The organism is Terrabacter terrigena, assembly GCF_042676085.1.
Taxonomy (GTDB): domain Bacteria; phylum Actinomycetota; class Actinomycetes; order Actinomycetales; family Dermatophilaceae; genus Terrabacter; species Terrabacter terrigena.
Map to the genome: position 1 here is coordinate 151737 of NZ_JBHTKH010000003.1, position 23011 is coordinate 174747.

General features: G+C 71.7%; 21 protein-coding genes. 5 read left to right on the forward strand and 16 right to left on the reverse strand.

The window, feature by feature from the left end:
- Positions 1–3: 3 nt before the first annotated feature.
- The 4 genes from ACFQ2V_RS06645 to ACFQ2V_RS06660 all read right to left on the reverse strand — a co-directional run bounded on the left by ACFQ2V_RS06645 (position 4) and on the right by ACFQ2V_RS06660 (position 7470).
- The gene (locus ACFQ2V_RS06645; protein ID WP_386051868.1) at positions 4–1152 is read right to left on the reverse strand and encodes a C39 family peptidase; all 1149 of its coding nucleotides are present in this window, start codon (positions 1150–1152) and stop codon (positions 4–6) included.
- 136 nt (positions 1153–1288) lie between these two features.
- Positions 1289–4060 carry an aconitate hydratase AcnA gene (acnA, locus tag ACFQ2V_RS06650; protein WP_386051870.1) on the reverse strand — a complete coding sequence of 924 codons (2772 nt, stop codon included), beginning with the start codon at positions 4058–4060 and terminating at the stop codon, positions 1289–1291.
- Between the two features lie 189 nt (positions 4061–4249).
- Entirely contained in the window at positions 4250–5512 is a 1263-nt protein-coding gene (locus ACFQ2V_RS06655) for a class I SAM-dependent RNA methyltransferase (RefSeq protein ID WP_386051871.1), read from the reverse strand.
- A complete protein-coding gene (locus ACFQ2V_RS06660; protein WP_386052048.1) occupies positions 5509–7470 on the reverse strand; it encodes an APC family permease in 1962 nt (653 codons plus the stop codon). Before ACFQ2V_RS06660 ends, ACFQ2V_RS06655 begins: the two co-directional genes overlap by 4 nt.
- A 239-nt stretch (positions 7471–7709) precedes the next feature.
- On the opposite strand from ACFQ2V_RS06660, the gene ACFQ2V_RS06665 reads away from it, so the two are divergent.
- Entirely contained in the window at positions 7710–8372 is a 663-nt protein-coding gene (locus ACFQ2V_RS06665; RefSeq protein WP_386051873.1) for a potassium channel family protein, read from the forward strand.
- A 22-nt stretch (positions 8373–8394) separates the two neighbouring features.
- Positions 8395–9081 carry a potassium channel family protein gene (locus ACFQ2V_RS06670; RefSeq protein ID WP_386051874.1) on the forward strand — a complete coding sequence of 229 codons (687 nt, stop codon included), beginning with the start codon at positions 8395–8397 and terminating at the stop codon, positions 9079–9081.
- 16 nt (positions 9082–9097) lie between these two features.
- Here the strand turns inward: ACFQ2V_RS06670 and ACFQ2V_RS06675 are convergent, their stop codons facing one another.
- From ACFQ2V_RS06675 to ACFQ2V_RS06695, 5 genes are all read right to left on the reverse strand, one after another.
- Entirely contained in the window at positions 9098–9844 is a 747-nt protein-coding gene (locus ACFQ2V_RS06675; RefSeq protein ID WP_386051876.1) for a DUF3159 domain-containing protein, read from the reverse strand.
- A complete protein-coding gene (locus ACFQ2V_RS06680) occupies positions 9837–10229 on the reverse strand; it encodes an OB-fold nucleic acid binding domain-containing protein (protein ID WP_386051878.1) in 393 nt (130 codons plus the stop codon). Before ACFQ2V_RS06680 ends, ACFQ2V_RS06675 begins: the two co-directional genes overlap by 8 nt.
- A gap of 46 nt (positions 10230–10275) precedes the next feature.
- Positions 10276–11022 (reverse strand): DUF3710 domain-containing protein, encoded by a 747-nt coding sequence (locus tag ACFQ2V_RS06685; RefSeq protein WP_386051880.1) that lies wholly within the window; start codon positions 11020–11022, stop codon positions 10276–10278.
- Between the two features lie 97 nt (positions 11023–11119).
- On the reverse strand, positions 11120–11650 hold the full coding sequence (gene dut / locus ACFQ2V_RS06690) for a dUTP diphosphatase (protein WP_386051881.1): 531 nt from the start codon (positions 11648–11650) through the stop codon (positions 11120–11122).
- 62 nt (positions 11651–11712) lie between these two features.
- Positions 11713–12012: a DUF4193 domain-containing protein gene (locus ACFQ2V_RS06695; protein ID WP_030146251.1), complete on the reverse strand. Its 300-nt coding sequence runs from the start codon at positions 12010–12012 to the stop codon at positions 11713–11715.
- Positions 12013–12369: 357 nt separating this feature from the next.
- Between ACFQ2V_RS06695 and ACFQ2V_RS06700 the strand changes: the two genes are divergently transcribed.
- Positions 12370–12555 carry a hypothetical protein gene (locus ACFQ2V_RS06700; protein WP_386051883.1) on the forward strand — a complete coding sequence of 62 codons (186 nt, stop codon included), beginning with the start codon at positions 12370–12372 and terminating at the stop codon, positions 12553–12555.
- Between the two features lie 112 nt (positions 12556–12667).
- Here the strand turns inward: ACFQ2V_RS06700 and ACFQ2V_RS06705 are convergent, their stop codons facing one another.
- From ACFQ2V_RS06705 to ACFQ2V_RS06715, 3 genes are all read right to left on the reverse strand, one after another.
- Positions 12668–13573, reverse strand: coding sequence for an inositol monophosphatase family protein (locus tag ACFQ2V_RS06705; RefSeq protein ID WP_386051885.1), 906 nt, complete (start codon positions 13571–13573; stop codon positions 12668–12670).
- A gap of 9 nt (positions 13574–13582) precedes the next feature.
- Positions 13583–14734 (reverse strand): ferrochelatase, encoded by a 1152-nt coding sequence (hemH, locus tag ACFQ2V_RS06710; protein ID WP_386051886.1) that lies wholly within the window; start codon positions 14732–14734, stop codon positions 13583–13585.
- 106 nt (positions 14735–14840) lie between these two features.
- Complete coding sequence (locus tag ACFQ2V_RS06715) at positions 14841–15476, reverse strand: trimeric intracellular cation channel family protein (RefSeq protein ID WP_386051887.1); 636 nt, start codon at positions 15474–15476, stop codon at positions 14841–14843.
- 119 nt (positions 15477–15595) lie between these two features.
- Here ACFQ2V_RS06715 and sepH point away from each other — a divergent pair, with 119 nt between their 5' ends.
- Positions 15596–16978, forward strand: a complete 1383-nt coding sequence (gene sepH / locus ACFQ2V_RS06720; protein WP_386051888.1) for a septation protein SepH — start codon at positions 15596–15598, stop codon at positions 16976–16978.
- A gap of 20 nt (positions 16979–16998) precedes the next feature.
- Here sepH and ACFQ2V_RS06725 read toward each other — a convergent pair whose 3' ends face one another.
- The 4 genes from ACFQ2V_RS06725 to ACFQ2V_RS06740 all read right to left on the reverse strand — a co-directional run bounded on the left by ACFQ2V_RS06725 (position 16999) and on the right by ACFQ2V_RS06740 (position 22289).
- Entirely contained in the window at positions 16999–17691 is a 693-nt protein-coding gene (locus ACFQ2V_RS06725) for a thymidine kinase (protein WP_386051889.1), read from the reverse strand.
- Between the two features lie 11 nt (positions 17692–17702).
- Complete coding sequence (locus tag ACFQ2V_RS06730; RefSeq protein WP_386051890.1) at positions 17703–18893, reverse strand: alkaline phosphatase family protein; 1191 nt, start codon at positions 18891–18893, stop codon at positions 17703–17705.
- Positions 18894–18903: 10 nt separating this feature from the next.
- A complete protein-coding gene (locus ACFQ2V_RS06735) occupies positions 18904–19503 on the reverse strand; it encodes a DUF5998 family protein (protein WP_386051891.1) in 600 nt (199 codons plus the stop codon).
- Positions 19504–19592: 89 nt separating this feature from the next.
- On the reverse strand, positions 19593–22289 hold the full coding sequence (locus tag ACFQ2V_RS06740; RefSeq protein WP_386051892.1) for a bifunctional acetate--CoA ligase family protein/GNAT family N-acetyltransferase: 2697 nt from the start codon (positions 22287–22289) through the stop codon (positions 19593–19595).
- Positions 22290–22378: 89 nt separating this feature from the next.
- Here ACFQ2V_RS06740 and ACFQ2V_RS06745 point away from each other — a divergent pair, with 89 nt between their 5' ends.
- Positions 22379–22999, forward strand: a complete 621-nt coding sequence (locus tag ACFQ2V_RS06745; RefSeq protein WP_386051893.1) for a nitroreductase family protein — start codon at positions 22379–22381, stop codon at positions 22997–22999.
- Positions 23000–23011: the final 12 nt, after the last annotated feature.

A 23011-nucleotide genomic window follows, 5' to 3' on the forward strand; every position in this document is an offset into this window, starting at 1 on the left:
GGGTCAGGCCCAGTTGGCCTCGACGGGCGGCGGCGGCAAGGGCACCCCCTGCGGGTGCAGGACGTAGGTGAGGCCGCCGTTGTCGCCGAGCCAGACGCGCTCGAACTGGTCGCGCCGGTAGACCCGGCGCACCTCGTCGTTGCTCGCGATCCGACCGGAGTTCGGGTCGTTGGACACGACGTCGCCGTCCGGGGTGAATCCCACGATCGTCAGCAGGTGGCCGTCCGTGTCGTAGCCCGCGCCGTCCAGCTCGTGCTCCTGGAAGGTCACCGAGACGACGAGCGGCACGCCCGCCGCGACGAACGCCTCGGCCTCGGTGAGGTCGCGCAGGCGGGTGACGTAGGCGCGCAGCCCGCGGGCGCCGGCGTACGCCGCGTTGAACGCCCAGTTCCCCGCTCCGCCGTAGGAGCGGTCGTAGACGCGACGCACCCCGTGGACGACCTCCGGGTCGGTGTCGTGCCCGACCCACGAGACCTCCTCGCGGCTCGGCGCGACCCCCCAGTGCTCGAGGAGCATCGTCGTCGACGTCGGCGAGCACCACGACTGCCCGCCCCGGTCCCAGTCGGGGAAGCTGTCGACGTGCAGGCGCTGCGAGTGGCGTGGCACCGGCACCTCGTGCCCTCGGCCGACTCCGGGCTCGCTCGTCGGCGCGTCCGGGGCGATCGCCATCCGTTGCGCAGCCCCGGCCACGAGGCTGAGCGTCACCTCCCCGGATGCCGAGTCACCGGCCAGCGCGGTGAGGCGCAGCTGCCAGCGGTCGAAACCACGTCCCGGCGCGGCGACCCACGTGTCGGTCGACACGCGACCGGCCTCGAGCCGCTGGCCGCGCACGGTGGTGCGCGTGATCGGCGACTCCCCCGCCGGGTCGTCCTCGGCCCACCGCGCGAAGGTGAACCACGGCGTCCACCCCGTGTCGTCCCCGACGCGGCCCTCGACGTGCAGCCACGTCCCGGGCGGAGTGCGGGCATTCCACGACGGGATGAGCTCCGTTGCTGCGAAGGGCAGCTCGACGACCGGCGACTCCCACGAGCGCGCCGAGTAGGTCACCTCGGACGTGCCGTCGACGTGGTCGTCGGCGTAGGTCAGCGCTGCCGCCGGCGTCCAGTCGAACCCGGACTCCCAGACCGTCAGGACCGCGTGTCGCTCGCTCACCGGACGAGCATGCCACCCGGGACCACCGCACGCCGCGTGGGGTCGCGCTGCCGCACCACACGGCATACGTGGTCGGATGCCGAAGGGCCCGGTCACCGCACTGTGCGGTGACCGGGCCCGTGGGGCTGCGGGTGCGTCAGCTCGCGACGAGCGAGCGGAGGACGTACTGCAGGATGCCGCCGTTGCGGTAGTAGTCGGCCTCACCGGGGGTGTCGATGCGCACGACCGCGTCGAACTCGACGGTCTCGCCGCCGTCCTTCGTCGCGACGACCTTGACCGTCTTGGGGGTGCGGCCCTCGTTGAGCTCGGTGATGCCGGTGATCGAGAAGGTCTCGGTGCCGTCGAGTCCGAGCGAGTCGGCGTTCTGGCCCTGGGGGTACTGCAGCGGGATGACGCCCATGCCGATGAGGTTGGAGCGGTGGATGCGCTCGTAGCTCTCGGCGATGACCGCCTTGACGCCGAGCAGGCTCGTGCCCTTGGCCGCCCAGTCGCGCGACGAGCCGGAGCCGTACTCCTTGCCCGAGAGGATGACGAGCGGTGTGCCGGCAGCGGCATAGCTCTGCGCCGCGTCGTAGATCGTCGTCTGCTCACCACCCTTGGTGAAGTCGCGCGTGAAGCCGCCCTCGACGCCGTCGAGGAGCAGGTTCTTCAGGCGGATGTTCGCGAACGTGCCACGGATCATGACCTCGTGGTTGCCGCGGCGCGAGCCGTAGGAGTTGAAGTCCTTGCGCTCGATGCCGTGCTCGGCGAGGTACTTGCCCGCCGGGCTGTCGTTCTTGATCGCACCGGCCGGGCTGATGTGGTCGGTCGTGACGGAGTCGCCGAGCTTGGCGAGCACGCGGGCGCCCTCGATGTCGGCGACCGGGGTCGTCTCCATCGACATGCCGTCGAAGTACGGGGGCTTGCGGACGTAGGTCGACTCCCCGTCCCAGGCGAACGTGTCGCCCTCCGGGGTCGGCAGCGACTGCCAGCGCTCGTCGCCCGCGAAGACGTCCGCGTAGTCGTCGGTGAACATCTGCTGGTTGATGCTCGCCGCGATCGTCTGCTCCACGTCCTCCGGCGCGGGCCAGATGTCCTCGAGGAAGACGTCGTTGCCGTCGGTGTCCTGGCCGAGCGGCTCGGACTCGAAGTCGAAGTCCATCGTGCCCGCCAGGGCGTAGGCGATGACGAGCGGCGGGCTCGCCAGGTAGTTCATCTTCACGTCGGGGTTGATGCGGCCCTCGAAGTTGCGGTTGCCCGAGAGCACCGAGGTGACGGCGAGGTCGGCGTCGTTGATCGCCTTGGAGATCTCGTCGTTGAGCGGCCCCGAGTTGCCGATGCACGTCGTGCAGCCGTAGCCGACGAGGTGGAAGCCGAGCTTCTCGAGGTAGGGCCACATGCCGGCCTTGTCGTAGTAGCCCGTGACGACCTTGGAGCCGGGCGCCATCGACGTCTTGACCCACGGCGCGACCGAGAGGCCCTTCTCGACGGCGTTCTTGGCCAGCATCGCGGCGGCCATCATGACCGACGGGTTGGACGTGTTGGTGCAGCTCGTGATCGAGGCGATGGACACGATGCCGTGGTCGATCTCGAACTCGCGGCCCTCGGCGTCGGTGACCGACACCTTCGTGCTGGGGCGGCCGTTGGCAGCGCCGTCGGCCGGGCGGTCCCCACCGTTGTCGACACCCGGGTCGCTCGCCGGGAAGGACTCAGCGTCGCCGGAGTCACCCTCGTCGTGCGCGACGTAGGTCGGGAGGACCTTGCGGAAGGACTCCTTGGCGTCGGTCAGGGCGATGCGGTCCTGCGGGCGCTTCGGCCCCGCGATCGAGGGCACGACCGTCGACAGGTCGAGCTCGAGGTACTCGCTGTAGCGGGCCTCGGGCTGATCGGGGCCCGCCGTGAGCCACATGCCCTGCTCCTTGGCGTACGCCTCGACGAGCGCGACGCTCTCGTCGGAGCGGCCGGTGAGGCGCAGGTAGTCGAGAGTGACCTCGTCGATCGGGAAGATCGCGCAGGTGGAACCGAACTCGGGGCTCATGTTGCCGATGGTCGCGCGGTTGGCGAGCGGCACCTGCGAGACGCCCTCGCCGTAGAACTCGACGAACTTGCCGACGACACCGTGCTTGCGGAGCATCTCGGTGATGGTGAGCACGACGTCCGTCGCCGTCGCCGCCGTCGGGATGGTGCCGCTCAGCTTGAAGCCGACGACGCGCGGGATGAGCATCGAGACGGGCTGGCCGAGCATGGCCGCCTCGGCCTCGATGCCGCCGACGCCCCAGCCGAGCACGCCGAGGCCGTTGACCATCGTCGTGTGCGAGTCGGTGCCGACGCACGTGTCGGGGTAGGCGACGCCGTCACGCACCATGACGGTGCGGGCGAGGTGCTCGATGTTGACCTGGTGGACGATGCCGGTGCCCGGCGGGACGACCTTGAAGTCGTCGAAGGCGGTCTGGCCCCAGCGCAGGAACTGGTAGCGCTCCCTGTTGCGCTGGTACTCGATCTCGACGTTGCGCTCGAAGGCGTCGGCGCGGCCGAAGACGTCGATGATGACCGAGTGGTCGATGACGAGCTCGGCCGGGGCGAGCGGGTTGATCTTGGCCGGGTCGCCACCGAGCTCGGCGACGGCCTCGCGCATCGTGGCGAGGTCGACGACGCACGGGACGCCGGTGAAGTCCTGCATGATCACGCGCGCGGGCGTGAACTGGATCTCCGTGTCGGGCTCGGCGTTCTCGTCCCACGAGCCGACCGCACGGATGTGGTCGGCGGTGATGTTCGCGCCGTCCTCGGTGCGCAGGAGGTTCTCGAGGAGGACCTTGAGGCTGTAGGGCAGGGTCTCCTGCCCTTCGACGCCTGCGAGGCGGTAGATCTCGTAGGACTGACCACCGACCTCGAGGGTCCCCTTGGCCTTGAAGCTGTCAACACTGCCCACGACGGGCTCCTTCCAGCAACTCTGATGTCACGGTGCTCGATTTATCTTGACGTCAAGATATATCTAACCACACGCGGTGGTCGTTGTCAGTCCACCCCTACCCGCCCATCCTGTCCCCAGCGAGGGTCGTTGTCTGCCCGTGGGGCGCCCCGTCCCGTATGCCGGGTGGCCGGGTCGGGGCAGCACGCCTCAGCCCGCGACCGGCTCGAGGACGGCGATGCACTCCACGTGGTGGGTCATCGGGAAGGCGTCCCAGGCCTCGAGCGAGACCAGCGCGTAGCCGTGGTCGGCCGCGGCCCTGACGTCACGCGCGAGCGCCGACGGATCGCAGGCGACGTAGGCCACCCGACGCGGCGCGAGACGCGCCAGCTGGGCCATGACGTCCTTGCCGGCGCCCGTGCGGGGCGGGTCGAGCACGGCGAGGTCGGCCGAGATCCCTTGCGACACCAAGGATCTCAGCTCGCGGTCGACGCGGTTGGTGCGCCACTCGACGTTCTCGAGGTGCTCGGTGTTGCTGATGCCGTTGTCGACGGCGCGAGCGTCGCCCTCGACACCCAGCACGAAGCCGTCGGGCGCCACGAGCTCGCCGAGCCGCATCGTGAACAGGCCCGACCCGGCGTACAGGTCGAGCACCCGGTCGCCCGGCTGGGCGCCGAGCAGCGCGACGACCCGCGAGAGGAACGTGGAGGAGGCGCCCGGGTGCACCTGCCAGAAGCCGCGCGCCGCGACGACGTACTCGCCCTCCCAGTCGCCGTCGTGCGCCCGCTCGCCCACGAGACCCCCGGACGTCCGGCCGTCGGGATCCCCCGCGGGCACGGCGACGAGGACGGGCTCGTCGGGGTGGGCCGCGTCGACGACGTCGACGGACTCGACGTCGGGCCACTCGGTGTCGAGCACGCCCGAGTCGATGACGCCGTGCGTGGCGATCAGGCAGTCGGTGACGGGAACGACGTGGCGGGAGCGATGGCCCCGCAGGCCGGCACGGCCCGATGCGTCGACGGCGAACTCGACGCGTGTGCGCCAGCGCAGGCCGTCGTGGTCGCCGGGGACCGGCTGGACCTCGACGGAGACGTCCATCCCGGCGATGCGCGCGAACTGCTCACGCACGACGTGGGCCTTGAGCGCCCGCTGCGTCTCGAGGTCCGCGTGCTGGAAGTCGCACCCCCCGCACTGGCCGGGGACGGCATACGGGCACGGCCGCTCGACCCGACCGCGGGCCGGCTCGAGCACCTCGACGGCGTCGGCGCGCACGAAGCTGTCACCGACGCGCCCCTCGGTCACCCGCGCCACGACCCGCTCGCCGGGCAGCGTGTGGCGCACGAAGACGACCTGCCCCTCGTGGCGGGCGACGCAGTGGCCACCGTGCGCGACCGGGCCGACCTCGACGGTCCACTCCTGCCCGACGAGCGACTCGCCACCGGCGGCGCGCTCACGGGTGCGACGTGCGCTCACAGCGCTCCGCCGCGCACCGAGCCGCTGATGGGCGGCTCGTCGATCCAGTCGCGCTCAGCACCCTCGGACGACTGCAGCTGCCACGGCACGCTGACGACCATGACGCCGGGCGTGAAGAGCAGGCGCGCCTTGAGCCGCAGGGCGCTCTGGTTGTGCAGCACCTGCTCCCACCACCTGCCGAGGACGTACTCGGGCAGGTAAACGGTCACGATGTCGCGCGGGTTGCCGCTGCGGATCGACCGGACGTAGTCGAGGATCGGCTTGGTGATCTGCCGGTAGGGCGAGGCCAGCACCTTGAGCGGAACCGGGATGTCGCGCCTGTCCCACTCGGTCAGCAGCGCCTGCGTCTCGTCGGGGTCGACGTCGACGGTGACGGCCTCGAGGATCGAGGGCCGGCTCGCGCGGGCGTACGCGAGGGCCCGCATCGTCGGCTTGTGGATCTTGGAGATGCACACGATCGCGTGCACGTGGCTGGGCAGCATCGGGCGGTCGACGTCCCAGTCGATGGCGAGCTCGTCGCGCACCCGGTTGTAGTGCTTGCGGATGCCGAGCATGAGGGCGAAGAGCAGCACCATCGCGAGGATGGCGTACTTGGCGCCGGCCTGGAACTTCGTCGCGAGAACCACCGCGAGGACGGTCGCCGACATCGCCGCGCCGATCGCGTTGATGACGCGAGAGCGCTGCATGCGGCTGCGCTCCTTGGCGTTCCGCTCGAGCCGCAGGTGACGGGTCCAGTGGCGCACCATGCCGACCTGGCTCGTCGTGAACGACACGAAGACGCCCACGATGTAGAGCTGGATGAGGGCCGTCACCTCGGCCTTGAACACGATGACGAGCAGGATCGCCGCACCGGCCAGCATGAGGATGCCGTTGGAGAACGCGAGCCGGTCGCCGCGGGTGTGCATCTGCCGGGGCAGGTAGCCGTCGCGCGCGAGGATCGAGCCGAGGACCGGGAACCCGTTGAAGGCCGTGTTGGCGGCGAGCACGAGGATCAGGCCGGTGACGATGGAGACGAAGATGACGCCGATGTGGAAGTTGGCGAAGACGGCGGTGGCCAGCTGGCCGATCACGGTGTGCTGCACGTAGCCGTCGCCCACCGGCTGGCCGTCGCGGAGCAGCTGGGTCGCGGGGTCCTCGGCCATCTTGACGCCGGTCCACTGGCCGAGCGCGATGATCGAGCTGAGCATCGCGATCGAGAGACCACCCATGAGCAGCAGGGTGCTGGCCGCGTTGTCGCTCTTGGGCTTGCGGAAGGCGGGCACGCCGTTGCTGATCGCCTCGACGCCCGTGAGGGCCGCACAGCCCGACGAGAACGCCCGCAGCAGCAGGAACGCCGCCGCGACGCCGGTCAGCTCGTCGCCGTTCTCCGAGACGAGCGTCAGGGAGGAGCTCTCGGCCGGGGTGAGCGTGCCGGTGAAGTGCTGGACGAAGCCGTAGAGGCCCATCCCGATGATGGCCACCATGAACGCGTAGACGGGCACCGCGAAGGCCTTGCCCGACTCGCGCACGCCGCGCAGGTTCATCGCCGTGAGGAACAGGATGAGCGCGACCGCGACCAGCACCTCCCGTCCGCGCACGAAGCCGAGCACGGTGGCGGCGTTCTGCACGCCCGACGAGATCGAGACGGCGACGGTGAGCACGTAGTCGACGAGCAGCGCACTGGCCACGGTGAGCCCGGCCTTCGGGCCCAGGTTGACGGTCGCCACCTCGTAGTCGCCGCCCCCGGACGGGTAGGCGTGGACGTTCTGGCGGTAGGACGCGACGACGACGACCATGACGAGCACGACCGCGACGGTCACCTGCCAGCTGTGCGTCACCGCGAACGCACCACCGGCGAGACCGAGCATGAGCAGGATCTCGTCGGGTGCGTACGCCACCGACGACAGGGCGTCGCTCGCGAAGATGGGCAGCGCCAGGCGCTTGGGAAGCAGCGTCTCGCCCAGCTTGTCGCTGCGCATCGCGCGGCCGAGGAGAAGGCGCTTGAACAGCGAACCGGTACCGGGCACGACGCCACTGTATGACGGATCGCCGGGTCGCACTCACCCCGCGCGACGGCTGCGAGACGGGGCGTGGCGGGGCGTCGACGACGTCTGCCGTCACGGGGGTTCGGGAGGCACCTCACGCCCGCCCGTCCGCTTGCTGGGCAGCCCGTCACGCCTGCACGGTGGGCCGCCGTCCACGGTGTAGCGTCGCGTCCGTGCACTTCGTCATCATGGGATGCGGCCGCGTCGGGTCGACCCTCGCCCGCACCCTCGGCCGCGGTGGTCACGACGTCGCGATCATCGACGTCGACGCCTCGGCGTTCCGCCGCCTCGGCACCTCCTTCGAGGGCCAGACCGTGACCGGCGTGGGCTTCGACCGCGACACGCTCGTCGCCGCCGGCATCCGTGACGCCTACGCCTTCGCGGCGGTCAGCAGCGGCGACAACTCCAACATCCTCGCCGCCCGCGTCGCGCGCGAGACGTTCGGCGTCGAGCACGTCGCGGCTCGCATCTACGACCCGCAGCGCGCCATGGTCTACCAGCGCCTGGGCATCCCCACCGTGGCGACCGTCCGCTGGACGGCCGACCAGATGATCCAGCGGCTGCTCCCCCAGGGCGCGGTGCCCGAGCTGACCGACCCCAGCGGCAAGATCGTCATCGCCGAGGTGCCGCTCGCCGAGGCGTGGGTCGGCCGCCCCCTCACCGAGGTCGAGCAGCAGACCGGCGCGCGCGTCGCCTACGTCACCCGGCTCGGCGAGGGCACCATCCCCCGCCCCGAGATGGTGGTGCAGCAGGGCGACCTGGTGCACCTTGCCGTGCAGAGCGAGGAGCTCGCCCGCGTCGAGCGGCTCTGCGACTCGGCCCCCGCCGCCCACTGAAACGGCACAGGAGAGAAGAAGCATGCGCGTCGTCATCGCCGGGGCCGGGAGCGTCGGCCGGTCCATCGCCCGCGAGCTGCTCGGCAACGGGCACCAGGTGCTGCTCATCGACAAGGACGCCGACGACGTCCAGGCCTCCCGCGTGCCCGAGGCGTCGTGGCTGCTGGCCGACGCGTGCGAGCTCGCGGCGCTCGAGGAGGCCCGCCTCGAGGAGTCCGACGTCTGCGTGGCCGCCACGGGTGACGACAAGGCCAACCTCGTGCTGTCGCTGCTCGCCAAGACGGAGTTCGGCGTGCCGCGCACCGTGGCCCGCGTCAACAACCCGAAGAACGAGTGGATGTTCGACGAGTCGTGGGGGGTCGACGTCGCCGTCTCGACGCCGCGTCTCATGACGGCCCTCATCGAGGAGGCCGTCAGCATCGGTGACCTCGTGCGCATCTTCGAGTTCCAGCAGGGGCGCGCCTCGATGGTCGAGATCACGCTGCCCGAGGGCAGCCGGTTCGCGGGCCGCCGCGTGGGCGACGTCGACTGGCCCACGGACACGGTGCTCGTTGCCATCATCCGTGACGAGCGACCCCTGGCCCCGACGCCCGACGACGCGATGGAGGCCGGCGACGAGCTGCTCTTCATCACGACGCCCGAGCAGGAGGACCGCCTCCAGGATCTCGTCGCCCCCGACGAGCGCCACCACAACAACGACGCCGGTTGAGTCTCAGGACTTGGCGTCAGGCCCGCGCGCGGCTCGGGTCGATCGGGGTGTGGCCCCTCACCAGGATCGCGCCCATCGCCGTCACGGCGAGCAGGTATGCCGGCCAGCCCAGCACGACCTTCGCGACGCCGAGCGCCGCGACCTGCTCGGCGAGGTAGAGCGGCACCATGATCGCCAGGCGCACGACGTTCAGGGCGATGAGCACCCAGGCGAGGCGGGCGGCGACGGTGACGATGCCGGCGTGTCGGCGCCACCAGGTCGGGTTCTCGGCGAAGGCCTCCGGCTCCGCGACCCCGACGACGAAGCCGAAGAGTGGCCACCGGGTCAGGTTCGTGACGAGCAGCAGCACGAGCAGCCCGGCATTCTGGAGCATGCCGGGCAGGAACGCGTCTTCCGCCCGCCCCGACCGCAGCGCGAAGAGGGCCGAGATGCCCACTCCCACAGCGGCATACATGATGAAGCGAGGGTCCTGGCGCTGGACCACGCGAACCACCAGGAGTGCGGCGACGCAGGCACCCGCGACGACGAGGGCGGTGCGGAGGTCCTGCGTGCGTGACCAGGCGATCGCGAAGGCGAGGGTCGGCACGGCCGACTCGACGGCGCCTCGCCAGCCGCCGATGGCCTCGGACAGCTTGTCGCGGAGCAGCTCCTCGACCGTCTCGTAGCGGCGCAGGTCGGCCTCGGACCGGACGACGCCGTCGCCGTGGCGCTCGGAGCCCGGCGCCGCGGCCTGGTGCTTGGCCTCGCGCCCGGCGTCAGCCATGCTGCTGCCCCGCGCGCCCGATGATCTCGTAGGCGGGGTTGAACATCGTCGTGACCTTCCGGCGGGTGGTGATGCGGCCCGTGGCCTGGATCTTGATGCCCGGCACGATGCCGGCGATGCGTCGGCGGCCGAGCCACACGAGGTGCAGCGACTCCGTGCCGTCCCAGACCTCGACGTCGAGGGCCGGGGTCTCGTCCCGGGGACGCAGCGTCACCGAGCGCACCTCGCCGAGGACGGTCACCTTGGTGCGCTGCTGGGCGTCGCTGATGTGCACCACGCCGAGGTCGATGGACTCGCGCCGCAGCTCGTCGGCCTCGAGCTCGTGCGACGAGCGGGTGAGGCGGTGGGTGAGGCGGCGAAACGCACCGGGCTGGCCCGTGCTCACGAGAGGGTCCGGAAGGGACACGGCGCGGGAGTGCACGGGCCGGCCATCAACGCACCTCGGTGATCTCGGGGCCGCGTTCGAAGGGGTTGAGGTCGGTGGCACCGGGTTCGGGTGCCGGCTGCTCCGCCTGGGCCGCGCCGTCGGCGTCGGGCAGACGCAGCGGCAGCAGCTCGCGTGGCGGCATCGCGTCGTCGCCGCGGTCGACGACCGCCGTGCGGATCACCTCGTGCACGGCTTCGGCCGCGGCGGCCTCGATCGCGGCCCGACCCGACACGACGGCGCGCAGGAACCAGCGCGGCCCGTCGACCCCGACGAAGCGGGCGGGCATGAAGACGGTGCGACCGTCGGGCCCGGCCTGCGGCATACGGGTCAGCAGCTCCTCGCCGAAGTCGCCGGTCAGCACCTCGGCGGTGCCACCCGCGTCGACGATGCTCGCGGCGATCTCGTTGCGGATGTCGACCCAGACGCCCTCGGTGCGCGGGGCGGCGAAGGCCTGCAGCTGCACGGCCGACTCGCCGATGACGGCCGTCACACCGGTGATCTGCTGCTCCTGCTCGTTGATCTCGAGACGCAGCTCCATGCCCTGCTGGCCACGCAGCCAGATGGCCCCGAGGTTGAGGTAGTCGCTGTCGTCGTCGACCTCGGCGCGGTCGAACGGGCCGGTGGAGCGGTCGCGACCCTGGTCGGCGGAGGCTCCGTCGACGTCGTCCGGGTCGGAGAGGTCGTCGACCTCGGTGTCCACGGCATCGGTGTCCGGGCGGTCCTTCGACTTGCCCCGGCTGAAGAGTCCCACGTCATTCCGTCCTTAGAAGTCCTGCGGCCCGACTCGCGTCGTGCCCGGCCGTGTCGTCGCGGCGCTGACGCAGCGCCCGGCGAACCGTATCCGATGATCACGCCCCGGTGGGCGTCTCCCCCGCCGTCGACGAGGTGGCCGCCCCCGGACCGAACCCGCCGGTGGATCCGTGTCCAGTGTCCCCCCGACTGGTCCGGTCGAGCGAATCCACCTCGATGAACCGCACGCGCTCGACCCGCTGCACCACGAGCTGGGCGATGCGGTCGCCCCGGCGCACCGTGAACGGCTGTCGCGGGTCGAGGTTGACGAGGTTGACGAGGATCTCGCCGCGGTAGCCCTCGTCGACCGTGCCGGGCGCGTTGACGATGGAGATGCCGTGCCGAGCCGCCAGGCCCGAGCGCGGGTGCACGAACCCGGCGTGGCCCGGTGGCAGGGCCAGGGCGACGCCCGTCGGCACCAGGACGCGCTCGCCCGGCTCGATGGTCACGTCGACGCGCGCGCACAGGTCGGCACCCGCGTCACCGGGGTGCGCGTAGCCGGGCAGCGGGAGGTCGGCGTCGAGGCGTCGCACCGGAACCTCCGGCACGGCGTCCGGAAGCACGTCGGGGACAGCACAAGGGTCGGTCACGAGGACCGACCCTACTTGCCCGACGTGCTGCGGGCGCTGCTGCCCGGTGGGCTCGGAGGCGCTCAGGCCGCGCACTCCGTGCAGATCATCATGCCGTTGCTCTCCTTGGCGAGCTGGCTGCGGTGGTGGACCAGGAAGCAGCGGCCACAGGTGAACTCGTCGGCCTGCTTCGGCAGGACTCGCACCGACAGCTCCTCACCGGAGAGGTCGGCACCCGGGAGCTCGAAGCCCTCGGCCTGCTCGGTCTCGTCGACGTCCACGCTCGACGACGTCTTGTCAACCCGACGCGACTTGAGCTCCTCGATGGAGTCCTCGTTCAGGTCGTCGTCGGTTTTGCGTGGCGCGTCGTAATCAGTTGCCATGTGTCGTCTCGCTTCTACTCGTGCTGCGCCTTGCGGTCTTGTGAGGCGGTGAACGCTCGTGGGCCCGTGCTTGTTCCCGAGGGAAAGGGCGCTGTCGACGCCCTTGTCGCAGCCACGAAACATGTCCGCGTGCGCGTATGGTGCCCGATCCCCGCGGCATTGTCACGTCGCACCCGCCACCGTCTGAGACGGGGCGGTCCCGACCCCCGGTCCAACTCGGGCACACCTTCCCTTTTCGGACCAACAGTTCACCTACCCTTTGCCCTCCACCGACCCGGTCGGGTGCACATTGGGGGTCCTACGCCGCGGTAGGGTCTCCGGACCCGACCGATCGACTACCAGGCCCGGAGGTGGCACATGACCGAGTTCGTCGACCAGATCAGGCAACGTGTCAACGACGCGCTGGGCGACCTCGCGGACGCCCGGAGGGCGGGCGACGACTACCGCATCCAGGTGCACACCGGAGAGCTCGAGTCGTTCGCACGGCTCGCCGCCGAGAACGGCATCCGGGTTCCCGAGCTCGAGCCGTTCAGAGCGGCCTGAGCCTGTCGCCCCGCGGGCGTATGCCGTCCGCAGCGTCACACGACGAACGCCCCTCCCGGTCCTGCCGGAGGGGCGTTCGTCATGTCCTGCTCGGTCACGTCCTGCAGCGTCGTCAGCGATCCGGCTGGGCGCCTGCGAGGAACAGCGTCCTGACCTGCTCGACGAGGGCGGGCCCGGCGGCGACGGTCAGGGCCTTGCCCGGGTGCTCGCCCTCGCCGACGACGACGGCCCCGGCCTCCTCGGCGATGAGCCAGCCGGCCGCGAGGTCCCAGGCGTTGAGCCCGCTCTCGGCGTAGGCGTCGACCGAGCCGTCGGCGACGCGCACGAGGTCGAGGGCCGCGCTGCCGATGCGACGGATGTCGCGCACCTGCGGGAGGACCCGCAGCAGGACCTCGGCCTGCCGGGCGCGGACCTCGGGTGCGTAGCCGAAGCCGGTGGCGAGGAGGGTGCGAGCGAGCCGGTCCTCGCCCGAGGCGACGAGGCGCCGGACTGCCGGCTGTGCCGAGGCGTCCTGGGCGGCGGTCGAGGTGGCGCGCTGTCCCTCGGGACGGGTCCATGCCCCGGTCCCGACGCCGGCGTGGTGGACCAGGCGTAGACAGGGATCGGCGACGGCGCCCGCCACCGGTCTCCACCCGCCCTGCGAGCGGGCATCACCCACGACGACGGCGACCGACACGGCGTACGCGGGCACCTCGTAGAGGTAGTTGACGGTGCCGTCGATGGGGTCGACGACCCAGGTGAGGCCCGAGGTCCCCTCGACGTCGGCGCCCTCCTCGCCGAGGATGCCGTCGTCGGGGCGCACCTGCTGGATCAGCCGGTGCAGCAGCTCCTCCGAGCGGCGGTCCATGACGGTGACGACGTCCGTCTCGGTGGACTTCGTGGCGGCGACCCCCATGCGCTCGGGGCGCTCGTCGCGGATGAAGCGGGCCGCCTGGGTGGCGAGCTCGACGCAGAGCAGCTCGAGCTCGCCGACGGTGACGCCGTCGGGCAGGGCGGGCACGGTGCGGGTGGTGCTCATCGGGACCTCTCAGTCGCTGCCACAGAGGGCGGGTCGGGCCTGGCGGAGGTTGGGGCAGCAGCCGGGTTCGCAGACCGACGGCCGGCGCCCCTCGAACTGCGGGACCGGTTCGCCACGGGCCTCCGCGGCCCGCTCGAGCAGGGCGTCCGCGAGGTCGCTCACGAAGACGGGCGAGGTGCCGACGGTGGGCACCCGCACGAGCCGCAGGCCCAGCTCGTCGGCGGTCTGCTGCGCCTCGGTGTCGAGGTCATAGACGACCTCCATGTGGTCGCTGACGAAGCCGATCGGCGCGACGACGGCGGTGCGCACCCCCTCCGCGGCGAGCTCGCGCAGACGGTCGTTGACGTCGGGCTCGAGCCAGGGAACCGTCGGCGGTCCGGACCGCGAGCAGAACACGAGCTCGCCGGTGAGCTCGCGTCCGAGCAGCGTGCCGGCCTCCTGCGCGAGCTCCGAGGCGAGGGCCAGGTGCTGGCGCCGGTAGAGGTTTCCCTCGCCGTCGCCCGGGCCGGACGTGTCGTCCATGGCCTCGGGGATCGAGTGGGTGACGAAGAGGAGCGCGATCTCGTGGTCCGGTGCCCCGTCGAGGGCCCGCAGTGAACGGACGAGCTCGTCGAGGTTGGCGGCAGCGAAGCCGGGGCGCGGCGCGTACTGGGCGACCTTGTCGACCGACAGCTCGATGCCCTCCTCGGCGACGGTCGCGGCCGCGTCAGCGAGGTTCTCGCGGTACTGGCGGCACGACGAGTAGCTGGAGTAGGCGCTCGTCGTCAGGGCCACGACGCGGCGGTGCCCGTCGGCATGCATCGCACGGAAGGCGTCGTCGATGAAGGGCGCGCTGTTGCGGTTGCCCCAGACGATCGGCGTCGTGATGCCGCGGCTGTCGAGCTCGCCGCGCAGGGCCGCGATCAGGGCACGGTTCTGGTCGTTGATCGGGCTGCGGCCGCCGAAGTGGTCGTAGTGCGAGCCGACCTCGGCGAGGCGCTCGTCCGGGATGCCCCGGCCTGCCGTGACGCGCCTGAGGAACGGCATCACCTCGTCGGGCCCCTCCGGGCCGCCGAAGCCGAGCAGCAGCACGACGTCGTACGGCGCGAGGCCCTGCTTCTCGGTGGTCGCCTGCTGTGCCTCGGTGCCGGGCTGGTCGGGCGTTCGCGGTGTGTCTGTCATGTCTCCGCCGTCAGAGGGCTGTGGGTCTCGATGGGTCTCGATGAGTCTCGGTGGGTCCCGATGGGACTCGGTCGGTCTGGCTGGGTCTCGGTCGGTGTCGTCAGGGTCAGGTCGGCGTGGATCGCAGCGGTGTGGGCGCGTTGAGGTCGAGACGTACGGCGACCATGCGGACCGCGAACACGAGGGCTGCAGACGTCCACAGCACCCAGTCCTGCAGCGACTCCAGCTGGGCGGCGACCACGACGATCACGCCGCCGAGCATGGCCGGCAGCGCGTAGAGCTCGCGCCGCAGCACCTCCGGCACCTGGCCGGCGAGCAGGTCGCGCACGATGCCGCCGCCGATGGCCGTGATGACGCCGACGAGGACCGACGCGACCGGCGAGACGCCGGGTGTGGTGACGGCCTTGAGGCTTCCGGCGACGGCGAAGGCCGCCAGCCCGGCCGCGTCGAGCACCCGCACGAATCGGGTGACCCGCTCGACGCCGGGATGGAAGAGGAAGGTCACCAGGCCGCCCAGCGCCGCGGCCGTCAGCAGCCGCCAGTCGCTGATGCCGACCGGTGGGACGCTGCCGATCAGCAGGTCGCGCATGATGCCGCCGCCGAGTGCTGCGGCACAGGCGAGAACGAGCACGCCGAAGAGGTCGAACCGCTTCTTCACCGCGACCAGGCCGCCGGAGAGGGCGAAGACGAAGACGCCCACGAGGTCGAGGGCGAGCTGTGCGGACGCGAAGGTGGTTGGCATGCCAGAGCAAACGGTACCCGTGCGGCGTGGTCGCTTTGGTGGGTGCCCGCGCCGGTGGCATGCTCGACTGCACAGCAGGACCGCACCACCCCGCAGACTCGCTACCGGGAGACCCACCCATGCAGCACCTCAGGCTCGTCGGCGTCCACGAGGACGGAATGCACCTGCTGCTGGCCGACGACGACGGCAACCGTTTCTCGCTCCCGCTCGACGAGGGGCTCCGCGCCGCGGCTCGCCGCGACCGCCCCCGACCGGGTCAGCTTCAGGTCGAGGTGCCCGGTGGCCTGCGACCCAAGGACGTCCAGTCGATGATCCGGGCCGGCATGACGGCCGAGGAGGTCGCGGAGCGCGCCGGGTGGCCGGTCGAGAAGGTCCACCGCTACGAGGGGCCGATCCTCGCCGAGCGCGAGCACGTGTCGGGCATGGCGCGCCAGGCGAGGCTGCGCGCCCGCGGCGGCTCGCACGGCGGCGCCCCCACCCTCGACGCCCGGGTCACCGAGCGCCTGCGCAGCCGCGAGATCGACGGCGGGTCGGCCCGCTGGGACTCCCGGCGCACCGACAAGGGGGCGTGGACCGTCCTGCTCTTCTTCAACGCCGGCGGACGCCAGCGAGAGGCGGCCTGGCAGTTCGACCCGCTGGCGCGCACCCTGTCCGCCGTCGACGACGAGGCGCGCTGGCTCAGCGAGGACGAAGACGTCCAGACCCCCGGACCCATCCCGGCCCCGCACCTGAGCACCCCGACCCGGCCCAGCCGCGTCTACGACCTCGAGGCGGAGGGCGGCATCGCAGCCCCCACGCCCCGTCGTCGCGAGGGCGAGACCGTCGACCTCATGGCGGCGATGCGCGAGCGCAGCGCCCAGCGCGGTCGCCGCCGCCGACCGAAGTCCGCCGAGGTGCCGGGCATCGACTCGGTGCCCGAGGAGGCCCTGCCGCTCGAGGAGCTCGCGGGCGACCACCGCGACCAGCTGCCGCCACCGGCACACACCCACCCAGAGGACGACCCCGAGGTGGTCAAGACCGGGTCGGCCGAGGAGCGCGTGGGCCAGGAGGCTGTCGGGCGCCGCGCCCGCGCCACCGAGCGCACGCGACCGCTGCAGCAGGCACCGGCTGCGCCGGCGATCCCCGAGACCGCCGACGACGCCGACGAGACCGCCGACGAGATCGCGGACACCCGCGACCGCGGGGGAAAGGCCCCGGCGATCCGTGAGGACGCGGCTCCAGAAGCTGCCGAGGCTCTTGAGGTTGCAGGGATCTCCGACGAGCGCGACGCGCGCCCGAGGGCCGACGCCCCGGTCGCAGGCGACCGCGGCGGGCAGCAGGACGAGCCCGACGACGAGCCCGACGACGAGGACGACGACTACCGCGACGTCATCGCGCAACGGGCAGCCGCACCCGAGGCCCGGGCGACGCCGACGCCGAAGCCGGCGCCGCCTGCACGCAAGTCCGGCCGGCCGAGCGTCCCCAGCTGGGACGACATCATGTTCGGTCGCAAGACCGACTGACCACCCCCTGGCGTATGCCGTCAGTCGGCCTGCGTGATCGGCAGCGGCGGGAGGGGGCACACGTCGAGGTCGAAGGGCAGCACCTCGGGCGAGATGGCGGCGGCCTTCGCGGCGTGCGAGGTCATGCGCCGCATGTAGTGCCGGCGGCAGAGCACCTCGTACTCGACGAGTCCGGTCGTGCCCGGCTTGGTGTCTCCGACCACGACCTGCTCCCCCTCGACGACCATGACGCCGTCGAGCACACGGGCGTTGGTCGTGGCTCGGCGACCGCACCAGCAGAGCGCCTCGACCTGGAGCACCTGCACGCGGTCGGCCAGCTCGATGAGCCGCTTGCTGCCCGGGAACAGCTCGGTGCGGAAGTCGGCGGTGATGCCGAACGCGAAGACGTCGACGTCCATCTCGTCGACGATGCGGGCGAGCTGCTCGACCTGGTCGCAGGTGTAGAACTGCGCCTCGTCGCAGATGAGGTAGTCGATGCGGGTGCCCGCCGTCGCGCGACCCACGATCTCCTCCCAGAAGTCGAGGTCGTCGCCGACCTCGAGCGCACCCGTCGACAGCCCCAGACGGGAGCTGAGCACGTTGGTGCCGGCACGGTCCATCTTCGTGAAGATGAGGCCGACGCGGCCGCGTGCACCGTGGTTGTGGTCCATCTGCAGGGCGAGCGTCGACTTGCCGCAGTCCATGGTTCCGGAGAAGAAGACGAGCTCAGCCACGAGGCACCACCCTAGGTGTCACGACGGGGTGGCACCACGACCACGGGCACGGCGAGTTCCGCGTCGCTCGTCGAGCCGTGCAGGCCGAGCAGCGCGACGAGCTCCTTGCGCATCAGGCCCGAGTGGACGACGGCGAAAGACCCGCGCGTGACGACCACGAGGTCGCCGATGCGGCCCTCGACGCCGGCGCGCACCGGACCGAACCAGCCGTCGTCTACGGCCCCCTCACGGGTGAGGACCTGGACCCGGCCGCCGAGGCGCTCGGTCCAGGCCTGTCGCACGTGCTCGGTGGCGCCCGGCTCGGCATAGAGCTGGAGGTTGCGGGGCTCGCCGCCGAGGTGGCGGACCCCGTCCATGAGGGCCGGCTCGTCGACGAGGTCGATGCGGTCGCCGAAGGGGATGTCGACCATGCCGTGGTCGGCGGTCACGACGACCGAGGTGTCGTCGGGCACCCGGGCCGCGAGCTGGCGCAGCGCTGCGTCCACGGCCTCCAGCTCGTCGCCCCACTGCCACGACTGGCAGCCGTGCACGTGCCCGATCTTGTCGACCTCGCCCCAGTAGAGGTAGACGAGCGCGCGCGGCGTCGCCCGGACCGCGGCGACCGCCGCGTCGACGCGCTCGTCGAGGGTGCGCGCTGCGCGGAACTGGCCCCCGCGCAGGGTGGCGAGGGTGAGCCCGGAGCCGTCGAAGTAGTAGGGGCCGACCATCGTCACGGAGACCGCGGCGTTCTCGGCCGCCTCGAAGACCGTCTCGTTGGGCTGCCACGCCCGCGGGTCCGGTCCGTCCTCCCAGGACAGCTCGTTGAGCAGCCTGTCGGTGGCCGGGTCGAGCACCTGCATGCCGACGAGGCCGTGCGAGCCCGGCGGCAGCCCCGTGCCGAAGGTGCCCATCGACGTCGCCGTGGTGGTCGGGAAGCCGCAGGGCACCCGGTGCGCGGTGTCGAGGTGGCCGCGCAGGAAGGGGGCGTGGCCGCTGCGCTGGCGCAGCAGGTCGTGGCCGAGTCCGTCGACGAGGACGACGACGGTGCGTGGTGCCGCGGGCAGGTCGAAGACGTCGTGGCCGGCATACTTCTGCACCCCCAGCCGGTCGGCCACGGACGGGAGCACCGAGGCGAGCGTGCCACGCGACCAGTCGGTGGGACCGGGCACGTCGGCCGCCGAGGAGGCGGAGGCGATGTCTTCGGGCCCGACGGGAGTCGTCATCGGCAGCGGGTCAGTGCGCCGTGCCGCCGCCGATGCTGGCGGACAGCACCCGCGCGAAGCGCATGGCATTGCCCACGGCGCCCTCGCCGTCGGCGGCCGAGCTGATGCGCAGTGAGATGTCGTCGGAGGCGATGGTGCCCTCGAAACCGTGGTCGGCCGTGCAGTCGGGGTCGCCGCACTGGGCCGGGATCATGTCGAGGCGGCTCACGGCTCCCCACCCGAGGGTCAGCGTCAGGTCACGGCCGTGCGTGCCGGGCGTGAAGGTGTCGGGCTGCGCCACGACGTGGGTGAGCATGACGCCACGAACAGCCGCGAGCGGCACCGTCTCGGTGGTGGCGGTGGCCATGAGCTTGTCCTCCGACTCGGCGTGGTCGTCGGCGTGGGCGATGACGAGGCGCAGGGGTGTGACGACGAGGACCGTGACGTGGCGCCGCACCGTCTCGTGGTCGAAGGTCGTCTCCTGGTGCACCAGGTGCGACACGACCTCGTCGTCGGCGACCGCCGACTCGACGACGTCACAGACGAGGGACGGGTAGTAGCCGGCCCGGGTGATCGCCTCGGTGAGATCCTGGGGAAGGGCTTGGCCGGTGCCCTGGGTGGCGCGTCGCATGCCCCCCATCCTTGCACCCGTCGGCACCGGTCCCCTCCCCACAGCCCACAGGCGGCAGCCCGGACGGTCCCGGACGGCCCCGGACAGCCTCAGGTCATGCGACGACGACCGGGGTCCTTGCGCACGAGCGCGGGCCGGACCACCACCTCGGCACCCAGCACGTCGACCCCACCCGTCCACGCGTTGACGGGGTTGAGCTCGACGGACGACAGCTCCGGGTGGTCGTCGGCCATGACCGACAGGCGGGCGATGAGGTCGGCGAGCGCCGAGCGGTGCACCGGCGCCGCGCCCCGGTGGCCGTTCAGCAGCGGCGCGGCCTTGACGCCGTCCATGAGGTCGGTGACGTCGACGTCGGTCAGGGGCGGGATGCGGTGGGCCACGTCGTCGAGCAGCTCGGTGGGCGGACCCGCGACCGAGAAGCTGACGACGGGCCCGAAGAGCGGGTCCTCGCTCGCGCGGATGACGGTCGAGACGCCGGGCACGGCCATCCGCTGCACGACGAACCGGTCGGCGACGAGGGGGCCCAGCCGCTGGCTGAGCGACGCGTAGGCGTTGCGGACCGCGTCGGCGTCGACGAGGTCTCCGCGCACGCCCACCAGCCCCGGCTGGTGGCGTACGACGGGGGACGTCGACTTGAGGATGACCGGGTACGTCAGCTCGTCGGCCGCGGCCACTGCGGCGTCGGCGCTGGTGACCTCCACCGCCGGCCAGAGCCGTATGCCGTAGGCACCGAGCAGCTCGCGCGCCTCCTCACGCGTGAGGGCTCGCCCCTCGTGGCTGTCGGCGAGGTAGCCGTCGATGAGCGCTTCGGCACGCAGCCGGTCGATGCCGTTGGGGGCCACGGGCGTTCCCCGGTCGCGCTGGCGCCACAACGCGTACCTCGTGACCGCGTTGAGCGCACGGATGCCGTCCTCGGGCATGGCGTAGACCGGAACCGAGCGGCGCGTGCCGTCCTGGTCGTAGGAGAGGTCCTCACCGACACCGCGCATGCCAAGGAACGTTGCGACACATGGTTTTTCGTAGTCAGCGACGATGCTGCGCACGGCGCGGTGGACGTCTTCGTCCTGGGTGACCAGCGGCGGGATGAACGCCGCCACGACGCTGTCGACCTCAGGGTCGGCGAAGGCGGCGTCGAGCGCAGCGGCGAACTCCTCGGCCGAGGCCTGCGGCGGCAACGACACGGGACCGTGGGTCACCCGCAGCCCCCAGCTGACGCAGGCACTCGCGCTGAGCGCCCCCAGCGCGTCGGAGTTGCCGACGATCGCGACCCGGTCGCCCTTGGGCAGCGGTTGGTGCAGAGTGAGCTGCGCGACGTCGAAGAGCTGGTGCACGTTCTCGACGCGGATGACTCCGGCTTGCCGCAGCAGCGCGTCGAAAGCCTGCGGCGGCACGTTGGTGACCCGGGTGCGGTGCCCGGGCGGGGCCGCGAAGCTCGACACGCCTGAGCTGACGACCACGACCGGCTTGACCGCCGCGAGCGCCCTAGCGATGCGCGAGAACTTGCGGGGGTTGCCCATCGACTCGAGGTAGAGCCCGACGGTGTCGGTCTCCTGGTCGTCGATCCAGTACTGCATGAGGTCGTTGCCCGACACGTCGACCCGGTTGCCCGCGGAGGCGAAGACCGAGATGCCGAGTCCTCGCCTGGCCGCCGACGCGAGCACCGCGACGCCCAGGGCGCCGCTCTGCGCGAAGAGTCCGAGGCGGCCCGACTCCGGGATCACCGAGGCGAGGGTGGCGTTGAGCCGGACGGCGGGGTCGTTGTTGACCAGGCCGAAGCTGTTCGGTCCGACGATACGCATGCCGGCGCGGCGGACCCGGCGACGCAGCTTCTCCTGCAACAGGATTCCCTCATCGCCCGCCTCGGCGAAGCCGGCGGAGAGGACGAGCAGGGCCTTGACCCCGGCCCTGCCGCAGTCCTTGACGACGTCGATCGCCTGGGCCGCCGGCACGACGACGATCGCGAGGTCGACGGGGTGCGGGGTCTCGAGGATGCTCGGGTAGGCCTTGATGCCCTGGACATTCTCGGCCACCCGATGGATCGGGTAGAGCTCGCCCTGGTAGCCGGCGTCGAGGATGTTGCGCATGACCAGAGCCCCGATTGACTCCTCGCGCCGGCTCGCCCCGATGATGGCGACCCGCTCGGGAAAGAGGATGGTGCGCACGCTGCGCGACTCGGCGCGGTGCTCGCGGGACAGCTGGACGGCCTTGCTCTGCTCGGTCGGCTTGATGTCGAAGGCGACCTCGACGACGCCGTCCTCGATGTGGTGCGTCACCTCGTAGCCGGCCTCCTTGAAGACGGTCAGCATCTTGCGGTTCTGCGGCAGCACCTCGGCGACGAACCGGGTGATCCCCATCTCCTGGGCGATGGCGGCGAGGTGCTCGAGCATGACCGAGCCGATTCCCTTGCCCTGGAAGTGGTCCGAGATGTTGAACGCCACCTCCGCCGACGTCGGGTCGATGCGGTCGTAGCGCCCGATGCCCGTGATCTCGCCGTCGAGGGTCGCGACGAGGGCGACGCGGTCGTGGTGGTCGACGTGCGTGAAGCGGTGGACGTCGCGCTCGCTCAGCTCGCGCAGAGGCGCGAAGAAGCGCAGGTAGATCGACTCATCCGACTGCTTGCTGTGGAAGGCGCGGATGCCGTCCGCGTCGTCGGGCGTGATCGGGCGGATGTGCGCGACGGAGCCGTCGCGGAGCACCACGTCGGCCTCCCACTCGACGGGCGCGCCCGTCGCCCGGGCCGAGACGCGCTCCATCGCAGCGGTGTCGTCGAGCTCGCCACCCTCCATGGCCCACATCCTGTCACCTCGCCCAGGCGCGGCCCCGGGACCTGCCGGGACATGCGGGGACGTCCACCGGCGGGTGGCAGGCTGTTCGCATGGAGTTCACCGAGGTCGTCCGCGCCCGGCGCATGGTCCGCCGCTACGACCCGGACCGGGCGGTCCCCAGGGAGGTCGTCGAACGCTGCCTTGCCAACGCGGTGCGCTCCCCCAGCGCCGGCTTCAGCCAGGGCTGGGACTTCCTCGTCCTGTCTGCCCCGGAGGAACGGGGCGCGTTCTGGACGGCCACGACGGAGGCCGGCGGCCCGAGCGACCGGTGGCTCGACGGCATACGCAAGGCACCGGTTCTCGTGCTGTGCCTCTCGCACAAGGACGCCTACCTCGACCGGTACGCCGCGCCCGACAAGGGCTGGACCGATCGCGACGAGCGGCGCTGGCCGGTCCCCTACTGGGACGTCGACACGGGCATGGCGTCCCTGCTCATCCTGCTCACGGCCACCGACGAGGGCCTCGGCAGCCTCTTCTTCGGCGTACCCCCGGAGCGTCACGCCGACGTGCACGAGGCGTTCGGGATCCCGCGGTCGCGCACGATCGTCGGCGTCGTCTCCCTCGGGTATGCGGTCCCCGGGCCCAGGAGCCCCAGCCTCCGCCGCCACCGGCGGAGCGGTCGCGAAGTGGCGCACTGGGGCCGTTTCGGCGTGGCAGGTGAGGACGCGTGAGCGTCCTGCGCG

Excerpts from the sequence above, each read along its gene's own strand:
- ACFQ2V_RS06735 (WP_386051891.1), bottom strand. The coding sequence starts at position 19,503 with ATGCGACGCGCCACCCAGGGCACCGGCCAAGCCCTTCCCCAGGATCTC.
- ACFQ2V_RS06700 (WP_386051883.1), top strand. The coding sequence starts at position 12,370 with ATGACCGAGTTCGTCGACCAGATCAGGCAACGTGTCAACGACGCGCTG.
- sepH (WP_386051888.1), top strand. The coding sequence starts at position 15,596 with ATGCAGCACCTCAGGCTCGTCGGCGTCCACGAGGACGGAATGCACCTG.
- ACFQ2V_RS06695 (WP_030146251.1), bottom strand. The coding sequence starts at position 12,012 with ATGGCAACTGATTACGACGCGCCACGCAAAACCGACGACGACCTGAAC.
- hemH (WP_386051886.1), bottom strand. The coding sequence starts at position 14,734 with ATGACAGACACACCGCGAACGCCCGACCAGCCCGGCACCGAGGCACAG.
- ACFQ2V_RS06705 (WP_386051885.1), bottom strand. The coding sequence starts at position 13,573 with ATGAGCACCACCCGCACCGTGCCCGCCCTGCCCGACGGCGTCACCGTC.
- ACFQ2V_RS06745 (WP_386051893.1), top strand. The coding sequence starts at position 22,379 with ATGGAGTTCACCGAGGTCGTCCGCGCCCGGCGCATGGTCCGCCGCTAC.
- ACFQ2V_RS06670 (WP_386051874.1), top strand. The coding sequence starts at position 8,395 with ATGCGCGTCGTCATCGCCGGGGCCGGGAGCGTCGGCCGGTCCATCGCC.
- ACFQ2V_RS06715 (WP_386051887.1), bottom strand. The coding sequence starts at position 15,476 with ATGCCAACCACCTTCGCGTCCGCACAGCTCGCCCTCGACCTCGTGGGC.
- ACFQ2V_RS06730 (WP_386051890.1), bottom strand. The coding sequence starts at position 18,893 with ATGACGACTCCCGTCGGGCCCGAAGACATCGCCTCCGCCTCCTCGGCG.
- ACFQ2V_RS06675 (WP_386051876.1), bottom strand. The coding sequence starts at position 9,844 with ATGGCTGACGCCGGGCGCGAGGCCAAGCACCAGGCCGCGGCGCCGGGC.
- ACFQ2V_RS06740 (WP_386051892.1), bottom strand. The coding sequence starts at position 22,289 with ATGGAGGGTGGCGAGCTCGACGACACCGCTGCGATGGAGCGCGTCTCG.
- ACFQ2V_RS06660 (WP_386052048.1), bottom strand. The coding sequence starts at position 7,470 with ATGCGCAGCGACAAGCTGGGCGAGACGCTGCTTCCCAAGCGCCTGGCG.